This window comes from Buchnera aphidicola (Pseudoregma panicola), from assembly GCF_039376655.1.
GTDB lineage: Bacteria > Pseudomonadota > Gammaproteobacteria > Enterobacterales > Enterobacteriaceae > Buchnera_G > Buchnera_G aphidicola_C.
The window spans coordinates 36,126-61,731 of sequence record NZ_CP135000.1; the positions used below are offsets into that span (position 1 = coordinate 36,126).

The following is a 25,606-nucleotide window of genomic DNA, read 5'->3' on the forward strand; positions in this document are numbered from 1 at the left end:
TTATATATTTAAATCATAATGATTTATTAATATAGATCCACCCATAGTAGTAGATAAATAAATTTTTTTAAAAAATTCACCTTTTATTTTGGAAGGTTTTATTTTATTTAATGATTTGATAAGTGTAAAAAAATTTTCTTTTATCTGTTTATTAGTAAAATTTACTTTTCCTATAGAAGTATGTATTATTCCATTTTTATCATTTTTATATTTTATTTGCCCATTTTTTATTTTTTTTATAGTATCGAATATGTTGTTTGTTATAGTTCCAAATTTTATATTTGGCATAAGTCCTCTAGGCCCTAATATATATCCTAATTTTCCAACTGTTTTCATAGATTCAGGTGAAGATATTACTATATTGAAATTTTTTATTTTTTTTTTAATATTTTTTATATTTTCTTGATAAATATAGTCTGCTTTTGCTTTTTTTGCTAGTTCTATATTTTTACCTTGTGTAAATACTAAAACTTTGATTTTTTTACCTAATCCGTGAGGAAGAATTACTTTATTTTTTATATTTTGTTCAGGTTTTTTTGTATCTATATTTAGATTAATAGAAACATCTAAACTTTCTACGAAATTAGTCTTTGGAAATTTTTTTAATATTTTTATACATTCTTCAAATTTATATATTTTTTTTTTTTTTATATTATATATTTTTTTCATTCTTTTAGAATTACTTTTCATTTTTTTAATCTTCTATTATTAAACCTATAGATTTAGCAGTTCCTATTATAGAAAGTGCTATTTTATTTATGTTATTACTATTCATATCTTTAATTTTTATATTTGATATTTCTTTTATTTGTTTATTAGTAATTTTTCCTATTTTGTTTTTTTTGTTTTCTCCGGATCCTTTATCTACTTTTGCCATTCTTTTTAATAATATAGATGCAGGTGGTGTTTTAGTAATAAATGTAAATGTTTTATCAGAAAAAACAGATATTATTACTGGTATAGGAATACCTTTTTCTAAATTTTTAGTTTTTTCATTGAAATTTTTACAGAATTCCATAATATTTATTCCTTTTTGACCTAATGCAGGACCAACAGGAGGACTTGGATTTGCCATACCTGATAATACTTGTAATTTTATATAACTTTGTATTTTTTTTGACATAATAATTTGCCTTTAATTTTTACATTTTTTCTATTTGAGAAAAATTTAATTCTACAGGTGTAGATCTTCCAAATATTGATACAGAAACTGTTAATCTATTTTTATCATAATCTACATTTTCTACTATACCATTGAAATCTGAAAATGGTCCGTGTTTTATCCTTATTGTTTCACCTGGCTCAAATAATATTTTAGGTCTTGGTTTATTTTCTATTTTTTTAAGTTTTTTTATTATATCATCTACATCTTTTTTTTTGATTGGTATAGGATTTTCTGGAGATCCTCCTATAAATCCTAATACTTTTGGCACATTTCTTATTATATGCCAATTTTCATCGTTCATTACCATATTTATTAATATATATCCTGGAAAAAATTTATTTTCACTTTTTTTTTTTTTCCATTTTTTATTTCTATAACTTCTTCTGTTGGTATCATTATTTCACCAAACATTTTTTGTACATTATTTATTTTAATATGTTTTTTTATTAAATCAGCTACTTTATTTTCTAATCCTGAAAAAGATTGAATTACATACCATTTTTTCTCATAATTCATTTTATAACCTTATGTAAATAATTTTTGATATTATATAAAATAATATATTATCTATTATCCATAAAACAATTGATATTATAGTAGTTAAAAATATTATTATTATAGATATATAAAATATTTCTTTTTTTTTTGGCCATTCTATTTTTTCTAACTCTAATTTAGTTTCTCTTATAAATTTTAGTATATTGCAATATTTTATTATATTTTTTATTAAATATAGTGATATAAAAGAAGAAAAAATTAAAAATATTATTTTACTTTTTAAGTTTCTATTTATATAGAAATATAATATAGACAAAATTTCTAAAGATAAAAATAACATTATTATAAATATTTTATTTTTTTTTTTCATAGTATTTTTAAATTTTATTAATATATTAAATAATAATTAAAATATATAATATAAAAAATAAATAAATTTAAAAAAAATTTATATTAATAAAAATATTTTATTTTTATATAATTGCTGATACCCAGATTTGAACTGGGATCTCACTCTTACCAAGAGCGTGCTCTTCCTACTAAGCTATATCAGCTTTTAAAAACTATTATATAGCAGGCAGCGGGAATCGAACCCGCATTATTAACTTGGAAGGCTAAAGTAATAACCATTATACTATGCCTGCTTTTTTAAAATATGAAAAAATTTTGGTGGGAGAAGGATTCGAACCTTCGAAGTCTTAGACGGCAGATTTACAGTCTGCTCCCTTTAACCGCTCGGGAATCCCACCTAAAAATTTTATTTTAATAAAAACAGTTTCATAAATTAATATGCCGGCTACCGGAATTGAACTGGTGACCTACTGATTACAAATCAGTTGCTCTACCTGCTGAGCTAAGCCGGCTAATATATTTTTAAAGCAAATTTTTACATATATTCTGAAATATTATATTTTTTTTTTTATTTAATGTAAAGAATTAATTATATTATTTAATATATTTTATATATTATATAAAAATTTTAATTTTATTTTAACTTTTTAATATAAAATTTTTTATAATAATAATTATAATATTTTTTTATGATATTATTTTTAATATAATAATTTAATTTTCTAAATGTATAAAAATATGAATAATGAAATAGAGTATATGTATGAAAATTATATAAATTTTAAAAATAAAGTAAATATTTCCTTTGAGATGTTTCCATATTCTAATAATATTTCTAAGAAAAAATTTAAAAATAGTTTTTTAAAACTAAGTAAAACAAATCCTGATTTTTTTTCTATTACTTGTAGTCAAAATTATGGTGGAAATTATAAAACTTTTAATTTAATAGAAAAAATTAAAAAAAAACATAAAATAGAAATTGTACCTCACTTTACATGTTTAGGATATTCTAAAGAAGAAATAAGAAATATTGCAATTGATTACTGGAATTTAGGAATTAGAAAAATATTAGCATTGAGAGGAGATAATTTTTCTAATAAATTAAATAGTATTTTTTTTAATGCTTCAGATTTTGTTTATGAACTAAAAAAAATAAAAGATTTTAAAATTTTTGTTGCTGCATATCCTGAAATTCATCCAGAATCTAAAAATAAAAAAGAAGATATATACAATTTAAAAAAAAAATTTGATAATGGAGCTAATAGAGCTATTACACAATTTTTTTTTAGCACAGATAGTTATCTTAAATTTAGAGATGAATGTTTTTCTGCTGGAATTAAAAAAGAAATAGTTCCTGGTATATTACCTATATATGATTTATTTCAATTAAAAAAATTTGCTAGTCTTACAAATGTTTCAGTTCCTAAATATATTTATAATATTTTTGATTCTATAAAAAATAATTCTAATTTTTGTAAGATAATTAGTAGTATAATATTAATGAACATTGTAAATAAATTATTTATAGAAGGAGTTAGATCTTTTCATTTTTATACTTTGAATAGATCTGATATTGTTTTTTCTATAAGTTATTTATTGAAAATTAAGAAAAATAATTTTAATAATATTATATAATAAAAATATATAATATTTATTTAAAAAATAAATTTTTAATATTTTTTATATATTATATAAAAATTTTAAATTTTGGGTTAAAAATATATTATGAAAATAGTTAAAGATATAAGAAAAGTAGTTTTAGCTTATTCAGGAGGTTTAGACACTTCTGTAATAATACCATGGATAAAAGAAAATTATAAATCTGAAGTAATAGCTTTTGTTGCTAATATAGGGCAATCTAAAAATGATCTTAACAATATTAAGAAAAAAGCCATTTCTTCAGGTGCTAGTGAATGTTATATAGAAGATTTAAGAAAGGAATTTATAAAAAATTATATATATCCACTGCTTCAATCTGGATCAATTTATGAAAATAATTATTTATTAGGAACAGCTATAGCAAGACCAATAATAGCAAAAAAACAAGTTGAATTAGCAATTAAAATTAATGCTGATGCATTATGTCATGGATCTACAGGAAAGGGAAATGATCAGATAAGATTTGAAAGTGTTTATATATCTTTAGCTCCTCATTTAAAAATAATTTCTCCATGGAGAGAATGGAATTTTAAATCTAGAATTGATTTAATAAAATATTTAAAAATTAAGGGTATAAAAACAAATTATAATAAAAAAAAAATTTATAGTAAAGATGAAAATATATTTCATGTTTCTACAGAAGGTGGATTATTGGAAGATGTTTGGAATTCTTCAGAAAAAAAAGATATATGGTCTTTAACTAAAGATCCATTAGAATCTGAAGAAAAACCTAAATATTTGAAAATAAAAATGTTGAATGGATATATAGAAAGTATAGATAATAAAAAATTTTCTTTATTGGAAAGTTTTAAAAAATTAAATAAATTAGGATCTGCGCATGGAATAGGAAGAATTGATTTTATAGAGAATAGATTAGTAGGAATAAAATCAAGAGGTTGTTATGAAACGCCAGGAGGGACTATAATTTCTAAAATAGTGCAATCTATAGATCAATTAGTATTAGATAGAGATTGTTTAAGATGGAAGAATATTATAGGATCAGAATTTTCTTATTTAATATATGATGGAAAATTGTTTACACCTTTTGGGGAAATTTTAAAAAAAAATATAAAATTTTTTTCTAATTTTATAACAGGAACTGTTTTAATAAGATTATATAAAGGTAATATAGTTGTGTTAAAAAGAAAGTCTATAAATTCTTTATATTCAAAAAAATTTTCTACTTTTAATGATAGTAATTTTTCTTATAAACATAGTGATGCAAATGGGTTCATAAAATTGTTTACTATGCCATGTTTAGTAAGATCTATAAAAAAAAAAAATATTAAACTAAAAAAATAATTAACATTATTTAATTTTTAAATAAAATTATTATTTAATGTTATTAAAGATTTATATAGGAATTTTTTATGTTTTTATGGGGTGGAAGATTTAATAAGAGTTCTAATAATGATTTTTTAAATTTCAATAAATCTTTATATTTTGATCATGTTTTAGTTGAACAAGATATAATTTCCTTAATAGCTTGGTCTAAATTTTTATTATATACAAAAATAATTAATAAATTTGAACAAAAATCTATAGAAAATTGTTTGAATAAAATAAAAAATGATGTAAAAGATAATTTTGATATTATTTTAAAAAGTGATTGTGAAGATATTCATACATGGTTAGAAAAAGAATTAATTTCTAGAATAGGTAAAATTGCAAAAAAACTAAGAACTGGTAAAAGTAGAAATGAACAAATTACTACAAGTTTAAAAATGTGGTGTAAAATTTCAGTAAAAGAATTAATTTTATGTTTAAAAAAAGTTCAATTAAATATATTATATTTATCAGAAAAATATATAGATGTTGTTATGCCTGGATATACTCATTTGCAAATAGCTCAACCAATACTTTTTTCACATTGGTGTTTATCTTATTATGAAATGATAAATAGAGATAAAATTAGATTAAATAATTTATTAAAAACTCTTAATTTTTGTCCATTAGGATCTGGAGCTATTTCTGGAGTTTCATATAAAATAGATAGATATAAAATAGCTAAAGATACTTTTTTTTCGAATATTACTAAAAATAGTATAGATAGTGTTTCTGATAGAGATTATGTAGTAGAATTTTTATCTTGTATTTCTATAGGAATGATGCATTTATCAAGATTATGTGAAGATTTAATTTTTTTTAATACTTCTGAAGCAAATTTTATAGAATTGTCTGATAGAATATCTTCAGGATCTTCATTAATGCCTCAAAAAAAAAATCCAGATGTTTTAGAATTGATAAGAGGAAAATGCGGTAGAGTATATGGATCTTTAATAAGTGTATTAGTTATGTTAAAAGGGATTCCTATGTCTTATAATAAAGATATGCAGGAAGATAAAGAACATTTATTTGATTCTGTAAATACTTGGAAAAATTGTATAAATATGATTGCATTAGTTTTTAAAAATGTTTCAGTAAATTCTAATAGTTGTTTAAAATCTTTAGAGAATAGTTATTCTAATGCTACAGATTTATTAGATTATTTAGTTAAAAAAGGATTAAATTTTAGAAATTCTCATGAAATTGTTGGTAATATAATTTTATATGCTATAAAAAAAAGAAAATATTTAAATCAAATTAGTATTTCTGCATTAAAATCTTTTAGTAATTTTTTTGAAAAAGATGTATATGAATATATTTCTATAAATAAAATTTTAGATAGAAAAGATTCTATTGGTGGTACTTCTAAAAATCAAGTATTAAACAGTATTAAATTAGCAAAAAAAAGAATATAAAATATTTTTAAAACAAAGCTTCCTATTAAAATTTTTTATAACTAGGAAGCTTTATTTATTTGAAAAAAATATAAAATATTTAGTATTTTAATTATCTAAAAAACTTTTTAATATTTCTGATCTACTAGGATGTCTTAGTTTTCTTAAAGCTTTGGCTTCTATTTGTCTTATTCTTTCTCTAGTTACATCAAATTGTTTTCCTACTTCTTCTAATGTATGATCTGTGTTCATGTCAATTCCAAATCTCATTCTTAATACTTTTGCTTCTCTTGTAGTAAGTCCAGATAAAACTAAATTTGTTACATTTTTTAAGCTTTCTGAAGTAGCAGATTCTAAAGGTAATTCTAGATTTGTATCTTCTATAAAGTCTCCTAAATGAGATTCATCATCATCTCCTATTGGTGTTTCCATAGATATAGGTTCTTTTGCTATTTTTAATACTTTTCTTATTTTATATTCTGGTATTAACATTTTTTCTGAAAGTTCTTCTGGAGTAGGCTCTCTTCCTATTTCTTGTAATATTTGTCTTGATATTCTGTTTAATTTGTTTATTGTTTCTATCATATGTACTGGTATTCTAATTGTTCTTGCTTGATCTGCAATAGATCTAGTAATTGCTTGTCTTATCCACCATGTTGCATATGTAGAAAATTTATATCCTCTTCTATATTCAAATTTATCAACAGCTTTCATTAGACCTATGTTTCCTTCTTGTATTAAGTCTAAAAATTGTAAACCTCTATTAGTATATTTTTTAGCTATTGATATTACTAATCTTAAATTTGCTTCTACCATTTCTTGCTTAGCTTCTTTTGCTTTTTTTTCTCCTAAAAATATTTTTTTAATAATTTTTTTTACTTGATTTATGGATAAACCTGTTTTTCTTTCTACTATTATTAATTTTTTTATAATTTCATTTATTTCTTTTTTGAATTTTTCTATTTTTTTTAACCATTTTTTATTTTTTTTGATAGAATTTATTATATTTATAAAACTTATTTTTTTTTTTTTAAATAATTTAAAAAAATTTTTTTTTGGTATTTTACATTTTTTTATGCATATATTTATTATTATTTTTTCATGAATCAATATTCTTTTAGTTATGTTTTTAAGATTATTAACTAAACTTTTAAATTGTTTTGGAGTTAATTTAAATTGATTAAATATTTTTGATAATTTTTTTATTGATCTGATATATTCGACATTTTTTTTATTTTTTATTTTTTTTATTTTTTTATATTGTTTTTTTAATTTATTAAATTTTTTTTTTGCTAATTCTAAATCAATAATGTTTTCTTCATATTCATCTTCTATATTTTTATTATATTTATTTTCATTTTTTTTTATAAATTCTGATTCTATTATATTTATTGAAAGAGGAATTTTTTCATTATTATATTTATATTTTTTTTCTATAAAACCAGTTATTATTTCTGACAATTTTATTTTTTTTGATTTAACTTTTTCATATTGATATAAAAAATTTTTAATAGATTTTGGATGTTCTGCTATAGTTGATTGTATTTGGTTTATTCCTTTTTCTATTTTTTTTGCTATTTTTATTTCTCCTTTTCTATCTAATAATTCTATTGTTCCCATTTCTCTCATGTACATTCTTACAGGATCTGTTGTTTTTCCTAAATCTGAATCAGAATTTGAAATTTCTTGTACTTGTTCTTCTGTAATATTTTCTCTTGATATTAAATTATTTCTTTGATTTAAAGTTATATTTTCTAAATTTTGATTTTTGTCTATAATTTGTATTCCCATTTCATTTATTATTTTTATAATATTATATATTTTATTAGAATTAGATAAATATGATGGAAGATGATCATTTATCTCTTCGTAAGTTAAATATCCCTTCTCTTTTCCATGAGTAATAAGAAGTTTTAGTTTATATTTTTTATTTTTCTTCATGGTATAATTTCCAGAATTATAAAAATATTAATAATTTAGTATACAAAATTTTTAAATATTTTTTATTTTTTATATTTTTTAAATATTTTTTTATTTATTTTCCATAGTTTTATTTTTTCTTTTTTTGTTAAACCTTTATGTCTTTCTTTGTTTATTAAAAAATTTTGTTTAAATTCTAAGTCTTTTTTAAATATGTTTTTTATTAAATCCAAAAATACATTTTTTATTTTTTTTTTATATATCATATGATTCCAAATAGACATTTTTTTTATTATATAATATTTTTTTGAATTTCTATATAATTCTAAAATTTGACCAGTATTTACTTTTTTATATTTTTTACATATTTTTTTTATTTTTAGGATTATATTTAATCCTAATATATTCTTATTATTTAGATTTTTTATTTTGTTAGGAATCATTTTATATAATTTTGGATTTTGTATTAGTAATCCTATTAACATTTTTATACTAATATTTTTTTTTTTTTTTTTGAGGATACTATATTTTTTTTTTTTATTTTATATTCACTTAATTCATTTATTTCTAATATTCCTAATTTATTTCCTAATATTTTTTTTAAAAAAAATTTTATTGTTTTTCCTGGTATTTTTTCTATCATGGAAATAGCTGTTATGCTAAATTTAGTTTTTTCTTCAGGATTAGATAAATTATTTTTTTTTAGTAATTTTTTAAATAATAATTTTGACATTGGAACAGCATTTTTTATTCTATTTTTAAATTTTTTTATGCCTTCTTTTTTTATAATACTATCAGGGTCTTCTCCTTTAGGGAGAAATATAAATTTTAATACATTTTCATCTTTTATATATGGCAAAGATATCTCTAGAGTTTTCCATGAGGCTATTTTCCCAGCATTATCTCCATCATAACAATATATTAAAGTATTACAAATATTAAATAATTTTTTTATAATATTTGTATTTATTGAAGTTCCTAATATTGATATGGAATATTTTATTTTATTTTGAAACAATGTTATTACATCAAAATATCCTTCTACTATTAATAGTTTTTTTATTTTTTTATTATATTTATATGTTTCAAATAATCCATATAAATTTTCTTTTTTTTTGAATATTTTTGTTTCTGGAGAATTCAAATATTTTGGAATTTTTTTAAAAATTGATCTTGCTCCAAATCCATTTATTTTTCCTTGTAAATTTTTTATTGGAAACATAATTCTTTCTGTAAATCTATTTTTTACAATATTTTTTTCATTATATAAAATTCCTGATTTTATTAAATTATTTACAAAATTTTTATTTTTTTTTATATAATTTTTTGAAACATTTTTTATATTGTTAGAATATCCTATAGAAAATGTTTTAATACTTTTTTCATTTATACCTCTATACTTTAAATATTTTATCGCAATTTTATTTTTTTCTTTATATATATTTTTTTGATAATTTAACGAAATTGTATTAAGTGTATTATGTAAATTTTCTTCTTTTAAATATTTTTTAAAATATATGTTTTGTTTTGGTATTTTCATTCCATTTAAAAAAGAAAGTTCTTTTATACTTTCTATAAAATTCATTTTTTCATAATTTATTAAAAAGTCTATTGCATTTCCATGTACATGACATCCAAAACAATAATAAAATTGTTTTTCAAAACTTATTGAAAACGATGGAGTTTTTTCATTATGAAAAGGACATATTGAATAGTAATTTTTACCTTTTTTTATTGTATTTATTTTAGAACTTATTAATTCTACAATATTAGTATTTATTAAAAGTTCGTTAATAAAACTTTTTGGTATTTTATATAACATTTTATTAATTTATTGTTAATAGCCGATCTATTTTATAAGAACGGCTTTGTTTTAATATTTATTTTATTTAATACATTCTTATTCTTCTTGAATTTTCTCTATTTATTTTTTTTTTTAATCTTTTTATTGCTGATGCTTTTGCTCTTTTTTTTATTGTTGTAGGTTTTTCATAAAATTCTCTTCTTCTCATTTCTGATAATATACCAGCCTTTTCACATGCTCTTTTAAATCTTCTTAATGCTATATCAAAAGGTTCATTATCTCTAATTTTAATTATTGGCATAATTTTTTCTTTTTGTTATATTTTTTAAAATAAAAATTTAAAAATTGTTTGTAAATCAATATTATTAAGTATATATTATAAAATATATATTTTATATTTTTTTTAAATAAATATGTTTTTATATTATTTTAACATTTTTTAAAAAACATGAAAATACTAGGAATAGAAACTTCTTGTGATGATACAAGTATTTCAGTTTACGATGATAAAGTTGGTGTAGTTTTTTGTTTTACTATTAGTCAATCTGATGTACATGCTAAATATGGAGGAGTAGTTCCAGAAATTGCATCTAGATTGCATTTAAAAAATATTTTTATTTTATTAAATAAATTGATTAAAAATAAAAAAATCTCTAAAAAAAATATTAATGCTATTTCTTATACAATAGGACCTGGATTACCAGGATCTCTTTTAGTAGGAGCTACTGTAGCAAATTCTTTATCATATTTGTGGGAAATTCCTGTAATATTTGTTAATCATATGGAATCTCATTTGTTTTCATATATGTTAAATAAAAAATATTTTGATTTTCCAAAGTTCCCTATGTTATCTTTGTTAGTATCTGGTGGGCATACTCAAATTATATTAGCTAAATCTTTAGGAAAGTATAAGATATTAGGTAACTGTTTAGATGATCCAGCTGGTGAAGTAATAGACAAAATTTCTAACATGTTAGGCATAAAATATCCTGGAGGCAAAAAATTATCTGAATTAGCCAAATTTGGAAAATCTAATATTTTTAATTTTCCTAAACCTATGTTATATAGTAATAATTTTAACTTTAGTTTTTCTGGTCTTAAAACTCATGTTAGTAGAATTATATTGAATCATGATTATGTTCCTAATGATATGTTTAAATTTAATATCGCTAAGGAGTTAGAAAACACTATTGCGGAAATACTAGTTAAAAAAAGTTTTGATGCATTAAAATTTACAAATTTAAGAACATTAGTAGTATCAGGAGGAGTTAGTGCCAATGAAACATTAAGAAAAAAAATTATAAATATGTCTAAGAAAATTAAAAATTGTTTTGTGCATTTTACAGATAAAAAATTTTGTACTGATAATGCAGCTATGGTTGCATATTTAGGAATGCTTTATTTTAAAAATAATATGTATTCTTCACCTAAAATATTTTTTTCTCCTAAATTATCTATTTCAAATAATATTTATTTTTAATATTTTAAATTTTTTAATATGTTTTATAAATATAATTTTTTTATTTTATTTATATTAAACATTTGAATAAAAAAATTTATTATTTTTTTTAATACTAAATTAATAATATTGTTTAAATTTAAAATTGTTTGTATAACAATAATTTTATTATATTTTGAGAAAATTATGAAAATATATTTGGTAGGGGGAGCCATAAGAAATAAAATTTTAAGATTACCTGTAAAAGATAGAGATTGGGTAGTTGTTGGATCAAACATTAATTTTTTTATAAAAAACAAATATAAATTAGTTGGAAAAAAATTTCCAGTTTTTTTACATCCTAAAACTCATGAAGAATATGCTTTAGCTAGAACTGAAAGAAAAGATGGTTTTGGGTATAAAGGATTTAAAGTTAATTTTTCTTCTAATATTACTTTAAAAGAAGATTTGTCTAGAAGAGATATTACAATTAATGCTATTGCTCAAGACAAAAATGGTAAATATTATGATCCATTTAATGGATTAAAAGATATTAAAAAATGTATATTAAAACATATATCTAGTTCTTTTTCTGATGATCCATTAAGAGTATTTAGAGTAGCTAGATTTGCTGCATTATTGTTTCATTTAGGTTTTAGTATATACAAAGATACATTATGTTTAATGTCTAGCGATTATATAAAAAATGAAATAAAATATCTAGAAAAAGAAAGGATTTGGCAAGAGACAGAAAAAGCATTTAAAACTAAGAATCCAGATATATATTTTAAAGTTCTTTTTAAATGTAATTTAATAGAAATAATTTTTCCTGAAATATATTGTCTATTAAACTTAAATAAAAAATTATATTTTTTAAATAAAAAATATTTTTTTAGACAAAGTATTTTCAAAGGTCTTTCATATGTTTCTAAATTTACAAACAAAATTGATATAAAAATTGCTTTTTTTTTTCAGTTATTTTTTTTAAATATTTGTTTTTGTGTTCCAAATAATAATAAATTTTTATTTTATGATATTTTTTTAGGTCATATTAACAATTTTTTTATTAGAATAAATGTTCCAAATAAAATAAAAAACTTGTCTTTAATGTTTATTAAAAATATAAATTTTTTAGTTAATATACATAATAAGTCTTCTAAAGAAATAATATTTTTATTAAAAAAAATTAATGCTTGGAGAAATCCTAATATAGTAAAAAAATTATCTATTTTAATAGATTGTTATATTAATTTCTTAAACATTTTTTACAAAAACTATTTTAATAACAGTATTTCTTCTGGAAAATATTTAAAAAATGTTTTTAAAATTTCTAAATCTATTTCTTTTAAATCTATAAATAAAAATATTAAAAATGGTATAGAAATACAAAAAAAAATTAATGAATTAAAAGAATTATCTATAGATAATTGGAGATCTTTTTTAAATAAAAAATTATATTAATATAAATTAATAATATATTTTTTATTTTAATATTATTAATATTACTTTTATATTTAAAAATTATTTTAAATTTATATTAAAAAATTATAATTATAAAATATTTTTTTTATTTTTTTTTTAAAATATTATTTTATATAGTATATTAAAACGGCACTTCAGTGCCGTTTTTTTAATTTTCCACAATCATTATTATAGTTTTTCCTGATGTAATTTTTCCTGACATTTTTTTTATTTTTTTTATTTTTTCCATATTTGATATAACAACTGGAGTAATAACAGATTTTGCATTTTTTTTTAACATTGGTAAGTCAAAAGTTATAATCAAATCTCCTATTTTTACTTTTTGATTTTCATTAGCAAATTTTTCAAATCCTTTACCTTTTAGTTTTATAGTGTCTATTCCAAAATGTACGAATAGTTCTATTCCTTCATCAGATTTTATTGAGAAAGCATGTAAAGTATTAAATATTTTACTTATTTTGCCATTAACTGGAGAAACAATACTATTTCCTGTAGGTTGTATTGCTATTCCATCTCCAACAATTTTATCTGAAAAAACTATGTCTGGCACTTTTTCAATATTTATTATTTCTCCAGATAATGGAGCAAAAATTTCTGTTTGTTTATTTTCACAATTTTTTTTGTTTCCAAAAATATTAGAAAAAATACCCATTATTTTCTCCTAAATGTTTATTGCAATATATATTCTAAAATTTTTTTTTAATAATTTAAAATGTTTTATTTTTTTTTTTAAAATAACTTTTTCTAATTATTTTTTTTATATTAGGTATTTCAGGAGAATTAATGCTAAATTCATCTATACCAATTTTAATTAAAAATTTTGTTGCTAAAGGATTACTTGCTAGTTCACCGCATATTCCTGTCCATTTCCCATTTTTATGAGATGATTTTACAACCATTTTTATTAATTTCATTACTGATGGATGCATAGGATCATATAGATGAGAAACTAAATCATTTCCTCTATCAACAGCTAGTGTATATTGAGTTAAATCATTGCTTCCTATACTAAAAAAATCTACTTCTTTAGATAAAGAATCAGATATTAAAGCAGCAGCTGGAGTTTCTATCATTATTCCTATTTTTATATTTTTATTAAAAGAAATATTTTCTTCTTTCAATTTTTTTTTAGCTCTTTTTAATTCTTTTTTTAAGAAATATATTTCTTCTAATGATATTATCATAGGAAACATTATTTTTAATTTTCCGAAATTAGAAGCTCTTAACATTGCTCTAAGTTGAGTCCTAATTATATTTATTTTTTTAGAATATATTCTTATAGCTCTATATCCTAAAAATGGATTTTCTTCTTTAGGTAAGTTTAAATATTTACAACTTTTATCACCTCCTATGTCTAATGTTCTCATTATTACTTCTTTATTTTTCATTTTTTCTATAATTTTTTTATAAACTATGAATTGTTCTTCTTCTGTAGGAAGTCTATTTTTACCCATATACAAAAATTCTGTTCTATATAGTCCTATGGATTGAGCTCCATTTTTTTTTGCTAGGCAAATATCATCTATTTTATTTATGTTTGCTCCTATTTTTATTTTTTTTCCATCTAAGGTTATAGCTTTTAAGTTTTTGAAAATTTCTAATTTTTGTTTATTTTTAAAAAAATTTTTTTTTATTTTTTTTTTTAATGTGATTATTTCTTTGTTAGGATTTATATAAATTTCATTATTTATACTGTCTAATATTATAAAATCTTTATTTTTTACTTGTTTAGTAATATTTTTTACTCCAACTATTGCTGGTATTCCCAAAGATTTTGCTATTATAGAAGTATGAGATGTTTCTCCTCCTAACTCTGTAATAAAACCTAATATATTTTTTTTATTTATTTCAGAAGTTTCAGAAGGTGTTAGATCTTTGCATATTAAAATTACTTTTTTATCTATTTTGCTTAATTTTTTTATATTTACATTTAAAATATTGTCTATTATTCTTTTTCCTATGTCTTTTATGTCTATAATTCTATTTTTTAAATATTTATTTTTTATTTTCCTCATTTTTTTTATTTGTTTTTTAATAACTTTTTTTGTAGAAATTTCTGCTGTATATTTTTTATTTATATAATTTATTATATCTTTTGATAATTCATCATCTTGCAATATCATTATATGACCTTCAAAAATTTCTGATTTATCCTTTCCTATTTTTTTTTCTGTATATTTTTTTATTTTTTTTATTTGATTAACTGATTTTTTTATAGATTTCAAAAATTTTTTTATTTCTAATTTTATTTTTTTTTTTGAAATTTTTTCTTTTTTAATATTTTTTTTATATAAATTTATTAATAGCGCTTTTCCTAATGCTATTCCTTTTGAAACTATAATTCCTGAAATCATAATTTTCCTTTAAAATTTAAATTGTATTATTATATATATTTTTTCAAATATTTTTATTTTAAGTTTGATATAAATTTTTCTAAATGATATATTGCTTCTTTTTCATCTTTTCCTTCTGCAGTTATTTTAATTTTTTTTCCATATGAAAGTTCTAATGTTTGTATTTTAAATAAACTTTTTGCATTAACAGTATTTTTTTCTAATGTTATAGTTATATTAGAAGTAAATTTTTTTGCTTCTTTAACGAATAAAGATGCTGGTCTTATATGAAGTCCATTTTTTAATTTAATTTTTATTTCTTTTGTAAACATTTTTTTCTTCTTATTAATTTTGAAATAATTATTAGTTTTTATTTATTATATTTTCATAAAAAAAATAAATATTTTAATTTTAAAATAACATGATTTTAAATAAAAATGTAAGCCTTTAAAAATTTATATAAATATTTTTTATATTTTTATATATAATTTAATAATTAAAAAAAAATAAAATATTTATTTTAAATATATAATTAAGTATTAAACTATTTTTAAAACTTAATTTATAAGATAATGAACAATATTAATAATATAATTAAAAATTTAAGAAAAGAAATTGAGTTACATGAATATTTTTATAATGTATTAAATATTTCTTTAATATCAGATTATGAATATGACATTTTATTAAAAAAATTATCTAAACTAGAAAAAAAATTTTTAGAACATGGTTTTTATAATTCTCCCACAAAAAAAATAGGAAATAATTTTTCTAAAGAATTTAAGTTATATAATCATATATCTCCTATGCTTTCATTAGAAAGTTTTCATAATGTAAGAAGTTTTTATAAATTTTATAATTTTATTGAAAAAAAAATTAATAGAAAAAATATAAAATTTTGTTGTGAATTGAAAATTGATGGAGTTGCTTTAAGTGTATTATATAAAGATAAATTATTAGTACATGCTCTTACTAGAGGAAATGGATATAAGGGAGAAGATGTAACTAATAATATAAATGTAATAAAAAATTTACCTAAAAAATTATTAGGTAAACATGTTCCAAAACTATTAGAAGTTAGAGGTGAAGTTTTTATATTAAAATCTAATTTTTTAAATTTAAATAAAATTTTATATAATAATTTACAAAAATCTTTTTCAAATACTAGAAATATTGTTTCTGGAATTTTAAGAAGAAAAAAAAATTCTTTTATTTTTTATAAAAAATTATTTTTTATTGCATATGGTGTTGGTTATGTATATCCAAACAATTATTTTAAAAGTCATTATTATATGTTATATAAGTTAAAATCTTTTGGTTTTTATATAAATAAATATAATTATTTTTGTAAAAAAAAATATAATGTTATAAATTTTTTTAAAAAAAGTCTATTAATGAGAAATAAAATTGATTTTGATATAGATGGAATAGTAATAAAATTAGATTCAATAAGTTTACAAAAAAAGATTGGATGTAATAATAAATTTCCAAAATGGGCTATAGCAATTAAATTTGATACTGAAAATTTATTAACAAAAATATTAAAAGTAAATTTTGAGGTAGGACGAACTGGCATAATAACTCCTGTAGCAAAATTATCTCCTATAAATTTTTCTGGAGTTGTAGTACAAAATGTATCTTTATATAATAAAGATAATATAAAAAATTTAAAAATAAATATAGGTTCTGATGTATTAGTTAAAAGATCTGGAAACGTAATACCAAAAGTTGTAAAAGTTATTTTTAATAAAGATGATAAAAATTTAAAAAAAATATTTTTTCCAAAAAATTGTCCTTCTTGTAATTCTAAATTAGTTTTAAATAAAAATAAAAAATTATATATGTGCATGAATGGAGTATTTTGTAAATCTCAAAAAAAAAAATTAATATTACATTTTTTTTCTAAAAATGGATTTAATATAATGGGAATAGGTATTAGAACTATTGAAATTTTAGTTAAAAGAAAAATAATAAACACTCCATTAGATATGTTTAAATTAAATGAAAAAAAAATATTAAAAATTAAAAATTTAAAAAAAAAAACGTTTATAAATATTTTAAATAAATTAAAAAAATATAAAAATATATATTTTTATAATTTTTTATATGCATTGGGAATTCCAGAAATAGGAATATCTATTTCTAAAAATATTGCTAAGAATTTTAATTCTATAGAGGAATTTTTATATTGTATTAAAAATAATGATTTTATTAAAATAAAAAATATAGGAAAAAAAATATCTAATAATATATATAATTTTTTTATTATTAATAATAATATGAAATATATTATAGAATTTTCTAAAAAATTAAAAATAATTTTTTAATTTTTATTTAAAAAAAATTTTTGGGCTGTGCAGGATTTGAACCTGCGACCAATTGATTAAAAGTCAACTGCTCTACCAACTGAGCTAACAACCCATATTTTAATAGTAAAAGTTAATAAATAAATTTTTTAGGTGATGCCGGATTTGAACCGACGACTTCCTCCGTGTAAAGGAGGTACTCTACCAACTGAGTTAATCACCTATAAAAATAACTAATAATTTATTATTATAATATTTTTAATATTCACTAGTCAATATTTTTATTTATATTTTTTCAAATTTTATTTTTGAAAAAATAATTTATAAAATATATATTTAAGAAAAATTTTATGAAAATAAAAACTAGATTTGCTCCTAGTCCTACTGGAAATTTACATTTTGGAAACGTTAGAACTGCTTTATTTTCTTGGTTATTTGCTAAAAAAAATAAAGGAAAATTTATTCTTAGAATAGAAGATACTGATGTTGCAAGAAATGATTTAAAATCAGTAAAAAATATTTTAGAAGTTATGAAATGGTTAGGTTTAAATTGGGATGAAAAAATATATTTTCAGAGTAAAAGATTTAGTTTTTATAAAAAAATAATTACTTTAATGTTAAAAAAAAAAGTTGCATATAAATGTTATTGTTCTGAAAGTGTTCTTAAAAATAAAAAAAAATATCAAATTTTAAAAAAAAAAAAACCTAAATATGACAGAACATGTAGAAATTTAAAAAACAACATTTTTTTGAAAAAAAAATCATTTGTAATAAGATTTAAAAATCCTAAGTCAGGATATGTTGAATTTAATGATAAAATTAGAGGTATGATAAAATTTAATAATAGTGAATTAGATGATTTTATTATTCAACGAAGAGATGGAAATCCTACTTATAATTTTTGTGTTGTTGTAGATGATTTAGACATGAAAATAACTCATGTTATTAGAGGTGAAGATCATATAAGCAATACTCCAAAGCAAATAAATATATTTTATTCTTTAAAAGCTAAAATTCCTATATATGCACATTTACCTATTATTTTAGATGAAAATAAAAAAAAAATTTCTAAAAAAAATAGTAATATAAACATTATTAAGTATTTTAAGGAAGGATTTTTACCTGAAGCAATATTAAATTATTTAGTAAGATTAGGTTGGTCTAATGGTAATAAAGAAATATTTAGTTTATACGAAATGAAAAAAAATTTTTCTTTAGATAATGTAGGTAAATCTTCTAGTATATTAAACATAAAAAGGTTATTGTATTTAAATAAATATTATATAAACAATATAATTTCTAGAAAAAAAATAATTTTATTATTAAAGTATTATTTTAAAAAAGAAAATATAAATATAAAATATGGACCTAATATTGAAGAAATTTTTAATTTATTTAAAAAGAGATGTTCTTCATTAAGAGAAATAGTTGTTTCTTCTAGTTATTTATATAATAAATTTTTAAATTTAAACAATATTTTTTTGACAAATTTATCTAATAAATATGTATTAATTGTTTTTAAGATTTCTTATTATAATTTTAAATGTATAAATTTATGGAGTTCTTCTAAAATATGGAAAAAAATTGTTTTAATGTCATTTAAAAATAAACTATATTTAAAAAATATAATTAATATATTAAGAGTAACTTTTACTGGTAAATTAAATTCTCCCAGTATTAGCAAAATTATTTTTTTAATTGGGAAAAAAAAAATATTATTTAATTTAAAAAAATGTATTTTATTTTTAAAAAAATGTTTTATATAAATTACTATTTTATATAATTTTTATATAATAAAATTTTTTATTTTATAAAATTTTTATTAATATTACATGATTTTTTTTTTTAATTTCATGTAATATTAATTTTTATATTTTAATTTTATATTTGCATATTCATAATTTCTTGATATGCAGACATTATTTTATTCTTTACTCTTAAAGCAACTTCTAGGCATAATGAAGATTTTTCTAAATCTAACATTTTATCACTTATAGATTTTTGTTCTATTTTATTATTTTTTAGTAATTTTTCTGTTTTATAGTTTTTTATTTCTATAAATTTATTTATTTTTTCAATTTTATGACTAAAAAATTTATAAAAATTATTTTTAGATTTATTCTTTTTAATGTTTATTTTATTACTTAATTCATTAAATTTTGTTATAATATTATGCTTATTTATAATCATATTTTTTTTAAATATTTAGTTAAATTAAATTTAATTTTCATTATATCATATTTTATTTTAAAATATTTTAACATATATATATTATTTTTATAACATGAGAAAATTTTTATGAATGAAAAACTATCATTTGAAAAAAAAATGGAAAAAAATAATTTTTTTGAATCTTTTTTTTATATTATAAAAAAAAATATTATTGTATCTTTAATTTTAGCATCATTATTTTTTACATCAGCATTTTCTATTTTTTTTTTATATAAATCTAATAATTATTTTACATTATATAATAATTTATCTAATGAGGATAAAAATTCAATTATTTTAGAATTGTCTAGTATGAAAATTCCATATGAAATTGATTCTTCTGGAAATAAAATTAAAATACCTAAAAATTTAATTTATAAGGTAAGAATGGATTTATCAGAAAAGGGAATTCCTAAAGAAAATATAGATGGTTTTGAAATATTAGATAAAGAAAAATTTGGAGAAAGTCAATTTCATGAAAAAATAAATTATCAAAGAGCATTAGAAGGAGAATTATCAAAAACTATAATGAAAATAGATGCTATTAAAAATGCTTCTGTTCATTTAGTAATTAATTCTAAGTCAATTTTTATAGATAATGATATAGATTCATCTGCATCAATTTTATTAACATTAAAATTTGGAAAATATTTAGATTCAAGAAAAATTGATGCAATTTTACATTTAGTATCTACAAGTGTATCTGGATTGAAATATAAAAACATAACTATAGTAGATCAATATGGAAATTTTTTAAATAAATTATCAGATATAGACATATATGGAAATAACAAGTTATCATATATAAATGATATAGAAAAAAAATATAAAAGAAAAATTGAAGAAATTCTAATTCCATTATTTGGAATAAATAATGTACATGCTCAGGTAACAGCTCAAATAAATTTTGATAAAAAAGAAAAAGTAGAAGAAAAATATAAGCCTAATTCGAATGTTTTTGACAAATCTATTAGATCTAATCAAAGTATTTATAGCAAAGAATTTCATAGTGAAAATAAAAATATTAATGCACAAGAAAATTATTTAAAAAAAAAAGATAATAAAGATATAGAAAATAAAGTTAATTCTAACATGTCTAACAAAGATATAAATTTTAAAAATAACACCAATATTAATGAAAATAATAAAAATTTTATAGATAATGGCGATTATGTTTCAAATTATGACAATACTACTAATTATGAATTAGATCATAATATTACAAATACTAAAATGAATGTAGGAAATTTGAAAAGAATTTCTGTGGGTGTTGTAATAAATTATGTAAAAAATTCTAATGGAAAATTTATACCATTAAATAAAAATGAAATTGAAAAAATAAAATGTTTAGTAAAAAATTCAATAGGATTTTCTGAAGAAAGAGGAGATACTGTAGATTTAGTCAATTCATTATTTTTTCAACATCCTGAAATTAAAAAAGAAAAAAAAATATTTGTAGAAAAGAATTATCTAGATATTTTTTTTAAAAATTTTTTGTTTATTTTGTCAATAATTATATTATTAATATTTTTTTATGAATTTTTATTAAAAAAAATATTTTTTTATATATTCTATAATAATAAAAAAAATGATAAAAATATAAGTAATAAAGATATAAATGATAAAAATATAAGTAATAAAGATATAAATGATAAAAATATAAGTAATAAAGATATAAATGATAAAAATATAAGTAATAAAGATATAAATGATAAAAATATAAGTAATAAAGATATAAATGATAAAAATATAAGTAATAAAGATATAAATGATAAAAATATAAGTAATAAAGATATAAATGATAAAAATATAAGTAATAAAGATATAAATGATAAAAATATAAGTAATAAAGATATAAATGATAAAAATATAAGTAATAAAGATATAAATGATAAAAATATAAGTAATAAAGATATAAATGATAAAAATATAAGTAATAAAGATATAAATGATAAAAATATAAGTAATAAAGATATAAATGATAAAAATATAAGTAATAAAGATATAAATGATAAAAATATAAGTAATAAAGATATAAATGATAAAAATATAAGTAATAAAGATATAAATGATAAAATTAAAAAACAAAAAAATTCTAATGCATTAGTAATTACTAAACATAATAAAGAAAACAAAAATATTTTTGAAAAAAAATCTTTATTTATAGCAAAAATTATTAAAAATTGGATAAATAAAAAATGAACAAAGATATTGATGGTTATACAAAAAGTGCATGTTTATTATTTTTTTTAGGAATAAAAAAAAGTATAGAAATATTAAAACATTTTAATCTAAATGACAAAAAAAAAATAATATTAAAGTTATCAGACGCTTCGACATTATCTAAAAAAAATATAGATATATCTATAAAGTGTTATAAAGAACACTACAAAAATTTATTTTTTAATAAAAAAAAATATTTTAATATTTATTTTGAATCTATAATTAATAAATCTTTTGATAAAAAAGATAATTTGTTTTTAATAGATAATATTAAAAATAAAAAAAAATTTTTTAAAAACATAAAAAAAATAAATTCAAATGATGCTAAATATTGCTATTTAATTTTAAAAAAAGAACATCCTCAAATAATTTCTATTTTTTTAAAATATTTGAATAAAAATAAATCTTTTAAAATTTTATCTTTTTTTAAAAAAAATTATAAATATGAAATTATTAAAAGAATGTTTAATAATAAAAAACTTAATAAATTTTCTGAGAATGAATTTTTTAAAATAATTAATTCTATTTTTAAAAAAAAAAAAATAAAAAAAAAATATAATTTTAATGAAGCAATAAAAATTTTTAATTTATTTTCTAAAAAAGAAAAAATTTTTATGTTAAAAAATTGTTTTAAAAAAAATAATAGTATTAGAAAAAAAATTATTTGTGAAATGTTATCTTTTGAAGACATTTTTAATATAAATGATAATAATATATATATTTTGTTAAAATATGTTAAGAAAAAAATTTTATGTATGTCTATAAAAAATTTAGAAGAAAAATTTAAAAATAAAATTTTAGCAAATATGTCTAAAAGACAATTATATTATTTTTTTGAAATAATAAAAGACAGTAATTTAAAAATTTCTGATTTAGATATAAAAAATAGTAGAAATAGTATTTTACATACTTTAAAAATTTTATTAAAAAAAAATATATTAATATTAGAAGATATAGAGAAAATTTATGCATAAATTATTTTATATAAAAAAATGGAAAAAATGGAATGCAAATTCTTTTTCTAAAAATAATGATAAAAATTTTTTTAAAAAAAATGATAAAAGTTTTGATAATAAAATTGTGAAAAAAAAAAAAAAATTAGAAAAAGAAAAAATTTATAATATAGGATTTAAAAAAGGTAAAGAAATTAGATGTAAAAAAGAATTTAAAAAAAAATATTTACATAATAAAAAAAATAAATTAGAAATAAAAAAAATAAAAAGTTTATTTTTAAGTTTTAAAAAATCTATTAAGTCTATAGATTCTTATATATCTGTTAAAATTGTAAAAATATTTTTTAATATTGTTAAAAAAAATAATAAAATTTTTAACAATGGTAAAACTAAAAAATTAATAAAAAAGGTTAAAAAATATTTATTTAAAGAATGTATTTTTTTAAATAATTTAACTTTTAAAATAAATCCAAAAGATTCAAAATTAGTAAAAAAAAATATTATAAATTTTTTAAAATTTAAAAATTGGATGTTAATTGAAGATAGCAATATTTCTGTAGGAGAATGTGAAATTGTGTCTCCTGAAATTAATGTAAATTTTACTAATACAGATAATTGGGATAACTTATATAGAATTTTTTTTTTAGAGAAAAATTAATGAATCAAAATTTAAAAAATTGGTTAAAAAATATAAATTTATTATATAAGAAAATACATAAATTTCCAATAGCAATAAAATTTGGATATGTAATTAGTTTTATTGGTTTACTTTTAGAAGTTTCTGGTATAAATTTATCTATTGGAGAAATTTGTATAATAGAAGTTGTTTATAATAAAAAAAAATTTTTTGTTGAAGGAGAAGTAACTGGATTTAAAAATAGAAATATTTTTGTTATGTTATTTGAATATTCTAAAGGAATATCTCCAGGTTTAAGAGTTTTTCCAAAAATTGATAAAAATGGTAATAATATAAGTAAAATACTTCCTGTAGGAAAAAATTTATTAGGAAGAGTAATTGATAGTTATGGAAATTCTATAGATAATTTAAAAAGTTTAAATTGTAAAAATTTTGTTTCTACTCATTATAAAAAAATTAATCCTTTAAAAAAAAAACCTATAAATAAAATATTAGATACCGGAATAAGATCTATAAATTCTTCTCTAACTATAGGAAGAGGACAAAGAATAGGATTATTTGCTAGTTCTGGAGTAGGTAAAAGCGTTTTGCTAAGTATGATATCAAAAAATTCTAAATCAGATATATTTGTAATAGGTTTGATAGGAGAAAGAAGTAGAGAAATTTTAGAATTTGTAGAAAATATTAAAAGTGCAAATAATTTTTCAAAATCAGTAGTAATAGTTTCACCTGCTAATAGTTCTCCATTATTAAAAGTTCAAGGAACTTTATATGCAATAAGCATAGCTGAATATTTTAGAAAAAAAGGAAATCATGTATTGTTTATATTAGATTCTTTAACTAGATATGCTATGGCTGAAAGAGAAATATCAATTTCTATGGGTGAAATTCCTGTTATGAGAGGATATCCTACTTCAATTTTTTCTAAATTACCTTTTTTTATAGAAAGATCTGGTAATAGTGAAAGTAAAAATTGTTCTATAACTGGTTTATATACTATTTTAATAGAAAGTAATAAAAATTTAGATCCTATATCTGATTTAGCTAAATCTATTTTAGATGGTCATATAATGCTTTCTAAAAGTTATGCTGATTCTGGTCATTATCCTGCTATTAATATAGAAACTTCTGTAAGTAGAGTTATGTCTAATTTAGTAGAAAAAGAACATTATGAAAAAGCTATTTATTTAAAAAAATTAATATCTATATATAGAAGAAATAAAGATTTAATAAGTTTAGGAGCATATGTAAAAGGTCATGATAAAATTTTAGATAAAGCAGTTAGTTTATGGCCTAAAATAGAAGCATTTTTACAACAAGATAAAGATGTTGTATGTAATTTTTATGAATCTGTTAAAAGTTTAAATGAATTAATAAAATAATATTTTGGAATTTTTTATGAATAATAGAATTAAATTAGTTGATTTGTTAATTTCTTTAGAAAATATAAAAATAAAAAAAAAATATAAAAGTTTTTTAAATTTATTGCATTTTAAAAAAATTAATAAATCAAATTTAAAAATATTGAAAAAATATAAAAAAATATATTTAAAAAAAAATAATAAAAAACTTTTTTTAGGAATAAGTTCTGTAGAAATAAAAAATTTTAATAATTTTTTAAATATTATTAAAAATCAAATATTTCATAGAAAAAAAAATATTTTAGAAGTTAATGTTCAAATTAAAATATTTTTAAAAAATGTTTTAAAAAATAAAAAAAAGATAAATATTTTAAAATTTTTTAAATCATATTTGTTAAATAAAGAATATAATAAATATATTTATACAATTGATTTTAATAATGAAGAGTTGATTCAAACTTTTTTTTTAAATAAATAAAAATTTGATATTATAATTTTAATTTTTTGTTTTTATAGTTTTATATTTTTTTTTATATAAGGGAAAT

General features: G+C 18.1%; 23 protein-coding genes, 6 tRNA genes and 1 pseudogene. 12 read left to right on the top strand and 18 right to left on the bottom strand.

Going from position 1 to position 25,606, the window contains the following annotated elements:
• The 8 genes and pseudogenes from rplA to RJT18_RS00190 form a co-directional block, all read right to left on the bottom strand.
• Complete coding sequence (gene rplA, locus RJT18_RS00155) at positions 1 to 690, bottom strand: 50S ribosomal protein L1 (protein ID WP_343154810.1); 690 nt, start codon at positions 688 to 690, stop codon at positions 1 to 3.
• A 4-nt stretch (positions 691 to 694) separates the two neighbouring features.
• Positions 695 to 1,123, bottom strand: coding sequence for a 50S ribosomal protein L11 (gene rplK, locus RJT18_RS00160; protein ID WP_343154811.1), 429 nt, complete (start codon positions 1,121 to 1,123; stop codon positions 695 to 697).
• Positions 1,124 to 1,142: 19 nt separating this feature from the next.
• Positions 1,143 to 1,681: pseudogene (gene nusG / locus RJT18_RS00165) on the bottom strand (transcription termination/antitermination protein NusG).
• A 1-nt stretch (position 1,682) separates the two neighbouring features.
• Positions 1,683 to 2,033 carry a preprotein translocase subunit SecE gene (gene secE / locus RJT18_RS00170; RefSeq protein WP_343154812.1) on the bottom strand — a complete coding sequence of 117 codons (351 nt, stop codon included), beginning with the start codon at positions 2,031 to 2,033 and terminating at the stop codon, positions 1,683 to 1,685.
• 112 nt (positions 2,034 to 2,145) lie between these two features.
• Positions 2,146 to 2,217 (bottom strand) — tRNA-Thr (locus RJT18_RS00175).
• Positions 2,218 to 2,235: 18 nt separating this feature from the next.
• Positions 2,236 to 2,307, bottom strand: a tRNA-Gly gene (locus tag RJT18_RS00180).
• 23 nt (positions 2,308 to 2,330) lie between these two features.
• Positions 2,331 to 2,412, bottom strand: a tRNA-Tyr gene (locus tag RJT18_RS00185).
• Positions 2,413 to 2,453: 41 nt separating this feature from the next.
• A tRNA-Thr gene (locus tag RJT18_RS00190) sits at positions 2,454 to 2,526 on the bottom strand.
• Between the two features lie 226 nt (positions 2,527 to 2,752).
• Between RJT18_RS00190 and RJT18_RS00195 the strand changes: the two genes are divergently transcribed.
• The 3 genes from RJT18_RS00195 to argH all read left to right on the top strand — a co-directional run bounded on the left by RJT18_RS00195 (position 2,753) and on the right by argH (position 6,414).
• Positions 2,753 to 3,649 carry a methylenetetrahydrofolate reductase gene (locus tag RJT18_RS00195; protein ID WP_343154813.1) on the top strand — a complete coding sequence of 299 codons (897 nt, stop codon included), beginning with the start codon at positions 2,753 to 2,755 and terminating at the stop codon, positions 3,647 to 3,649.
• Between the two features lie 90 nt (positions 3,650 to 3,739).
• The gene (locus tag RJT18_RS00200) at positions 3,740 to 4,975 is read left to right on the top strand and encodes an argininosuccinate synthase (protein WP_343154814.1); all 1,236 of its coding nucleotides are present in this window, start codon (positions 3,740 to 3,742) and stop codon (positions 4,973 to 4,975) included.
• A 68-nt stretch (positions 4,976 to 5,043) separates the two neighbouring features.
• Positions 5,044 to 6,414, top strand: coding sequence for an argininosuccinate lyase (argH, locus tag RJT18_RS00205; RefSeq protein ID WP_343154815.1), 1,371 nt, complete (start codon positions 5,044 to 5,046; stop codon positions 6,412 to 6,414).
• A gap of 87 nt (positions 6,415 to 6,501) precedes the next feature.
• Here the strand turns inward: argH and rpoD are convergent, their stop codons facing one another.
• From rpoD to rpsU, 4 genes are all read right to left on the bottom strand, one after another.
• Positions 6,502 to 8,334, bottom strand: a complete 1,833-nt coding sequence (gene rpoD, locus RJT18_RS00210; RefSeq protein WP_343154816.1) for an RNA polymerase sigma factor RpoD — start codon at positions 8,332 to 8,334, stop codon at positions 6,502 to 6,504.
• A gap of 62 nt (positions 8,335 to 8,396) precedes the next feature.
• A complete protein-coding gene (locus tag RJT18_RS00215) occupies positions 8,397 to 8,798 on the bottom strand; it encodes a hypothetical protein (RefSeq protein WP_343154817.1) in 402 nt (133 codons plus the stop codon).
• 2 nt (positions 8,799 to 8,800) lie between these two features.
• Complete coding sequence (dnaG, locus tag RJT18_RS00220; RefSeq protein WP_343154818.1) at positions 8,801 to 10,135, bottom strand: DNA primase; 1,335 nt, start codon at positions 10,133 to 10,135, stop codon at positions 8,801 to 8,803.
• 67 nt (positions 10,136 to 10,202) lie between these two features.
• Entirely contained in the window at positions 10,203 to 10,418 is a 216-nt protein-coding gene (gene rpsU, locus RJT18_RS00225) for a 30S ribosomal protein S21 (RefSeq protein WP_343154819.1), read from the bottom strand.
• A gap of 147 nt (positions 10,419 to 10,565) precedes the next feature.
• Between rpsU and tsaD the strand changes: the two genes are divergently transcribed.
• Positions 10,566 to 11,597: a tRNA (adenosine(37)-N6)-threonylcarbamoyltransferase complex transferase subunit TsaD gene (tsaD, locus tag RJT18_RS00230; protein ID WP_343154820.1), complete on the top strand. Its 1,032-nt coding sequence runs from the start codon at positions 10,566 to 10,568 to the stop codon at positions 11,595 to 11,597.
• Positions 11,598 to 11,762: 165 nt separating this feature from the next.
• Positions 11,763 to 13,016, top strand: a complete 1,254-nt coding sequence (locus RJT18_RS00235) for a tRNA CCA-pyrophosphorylase (protein ID WP_343154821.1) — start codon at positions 11,763 to 11,765, stop codon at positions 13,014 to 13,016.
• A 169-nt stretch (positions 13,017 to 13,185) separates the two neighbouring features.
• Here RJT18_RS00235 and crr read toward each other — a convergent pair whose 3' ends face one another.
• The 3 genes from crr to RJT18_RS00250 are packed head-to-tail and all read right to left on the bottom strand — an operon-like array spanning position 13,186 to position 15,702.
• Positions 13,186 to 13,689, bottom strand: a complete 504-nt coding sequence (crr, locus tag RJT18_RS00240; RefSeq protein WP_343154822.1) for a PTS glucose transporter subunit IIA — start codon at positions 13,687 to 13,689, stop codon at positions 13,186 to 13,188.
• A 55-nt stretch (positions 13,690 to 13,744) separates the two neighbouring features.
• Positions 13,745 to 15,391 (bottom strand): phosphoenolpyruvate--protein phosphotransferase, encoded by a 1,647-nt coding sequence (gene ptsP / locus RJT18_RS00245; protein WP_343154823.1) that lies wholly within the window; start codon positions 15,389 to 15,391, stop codon positions 13,745 to 13,747.
• 53 nt (positions 15,392 to 15,444) lie between these two features.
• The gene (locus RJT18_RS00250; RefSeq protein WP_343154824.1) at positions 15,445 to 15,702 is read right to left on the bottom strand and encodes an HPr family phosphocarrier protein; all 258 of its coding nucleotides are present in this window, start codon (positions 15,700 to 15,702) and stop codon (positions 15,445 to 15,447) included.
• A gap of 240 nt (positions 15,703 to 15,942) precedes the next feature.
• On the opposite strand from RJT18_RS00250, the gene ligA reads away from it, so the two are divergent.
• On the top strand, positions 15,943 to 17,697 hold the full coding sequence (ligA, locus tag RJT18_RS00255; protein ID WP_343154825.1) for an NAD-dependent DNA ligase LigA: 1,755 nt from the start codon (positions 15,943 to 15,945) through the stop codon (positions 17,695 to 17,697).
• Between the two features lie 21 nt (positions 17,698 to 17,718).
• On the opposite strand, the gene RJT18_RS00260 is transcribed toward ligA, so the two are convergent.
• Positions 17,719 to 17,791, bottom strand: a tRNA-Lys gene (locus RJT18_RS00260).
• 35 nt (positions 17,792 to 17,826) lie between these two features.
• Positions 17,827 to 17,899, bottom strand: a tRNA-Val gene (locus RJT18_RS00265).
• Positions 17,900 to 18,026: 127 nt separating this feature from the next.
• Here RJT18_RS00265 and gltX point away from each other — a divergent pair.
• A complete protein-coding gene (gene gltX, locus RJT18_RS00270) occupies positions 18,027 to 19,442 on the top strand; it encodes a glutamate--tRNA ligase (RefSeq protein WP_343154826.1) in 1,416 nt (471 codons plus the stop codon).
• Between the two features lie 115 nt (positions 19,443 to 19,557).
• Here gltX and RJT18_RS00275 read toward each other — a convergent pair whose 3' ends face one another.
• The gene (locus RJT18_RS00275) at positions 19,558 to 19,866 is read right to left on the bottom strand and encodes a flagellar hook-basal body complex protein FliE (protein WP_343154827.1); all 309 of its coding nucleotides are present in this window, start codon (positions 19,864 to 19,866) and stop codon (positions 19,558 to 19,560) included.
• Between the two features lie 108 nt (positions 19,867 to 19,974).
• Between RJT18_RS00275 and fliF the strand changes: the two genes are divergently transcribed.
• The 5 genes from fliF to RJT18_RS00300 are packed head-to-tail and all read left to right on the top strand — an operon-like array spanning position 19,975 to position 25,539.
• Entirely contained in the window at positions 19,975 to 22,089 is a 2,115-nt protein-coding gene (fliF, locus tag RJT18_RS00280; RefSeq protein ID WP_343154828.1) for a flagellar basal-body MS-ring/collar protein FliF, read from the top strand.
• Positions 22,086 to 23,084: a FliG C-terminal domain-containing protein gene (locus tag RJT18_RS00285; RefSeq protein WP_343154829.1), complete on the top strand. Its 999-nt coding sequence runs from the start codon at positions 22,086 to 22,088 to the stop codon at positions 23,082 to 23,084. The genes fliF and RJT18_RS00285 overlap by 4 nt, the downstream gene beginning before the upstream one ends.
• Positions 23,077 to 23,721 carry a FliH/SctL family protein gene (locus tag RJT18_RS00290; protein WP_343154830.1) on the top strand — a complete coding sequence of 215 codons (645 nt, stop codon included), beginning with the start codon at positions 23,077 to 23,079 and terminating at the stop codon, positions 23,719 to 23,721. Before RJT18_RS00285 ends, RJT18_RS00290 begins: the two co-directional genes overlap by 8 nt.
• Positions 23,721 to 25,082 (top strand): FliI/YscN family ATPase, encoded by a 1,362-nt coding sequence (locus RJT18_RS00295; protein WP_343154831.1) that lies wholly within the window; start codon positions 23,721 to 23,723, stop codon positions 25,080 to 25,082. The genes RJT18_RS00290 and RJT18_RS00295 overlap by 1 nt, the downstream gene beginning before the upstream one ends.
• 16 nt (positions 25,083 to 25,098) lie before the next feature.
• Positions 25,099 to 25,539, top strand: coding sequence for a hypothetical protein (locus RJT18_RS00300; RefSeq protein ID WP_343154832.1), 441 nt, complete (start codon positions 25,099 to 25,101; stop codon positions 25,537 to 25,539).
• Positions 25,540 to 25,606: the final 67 nt, after the last annotated feature.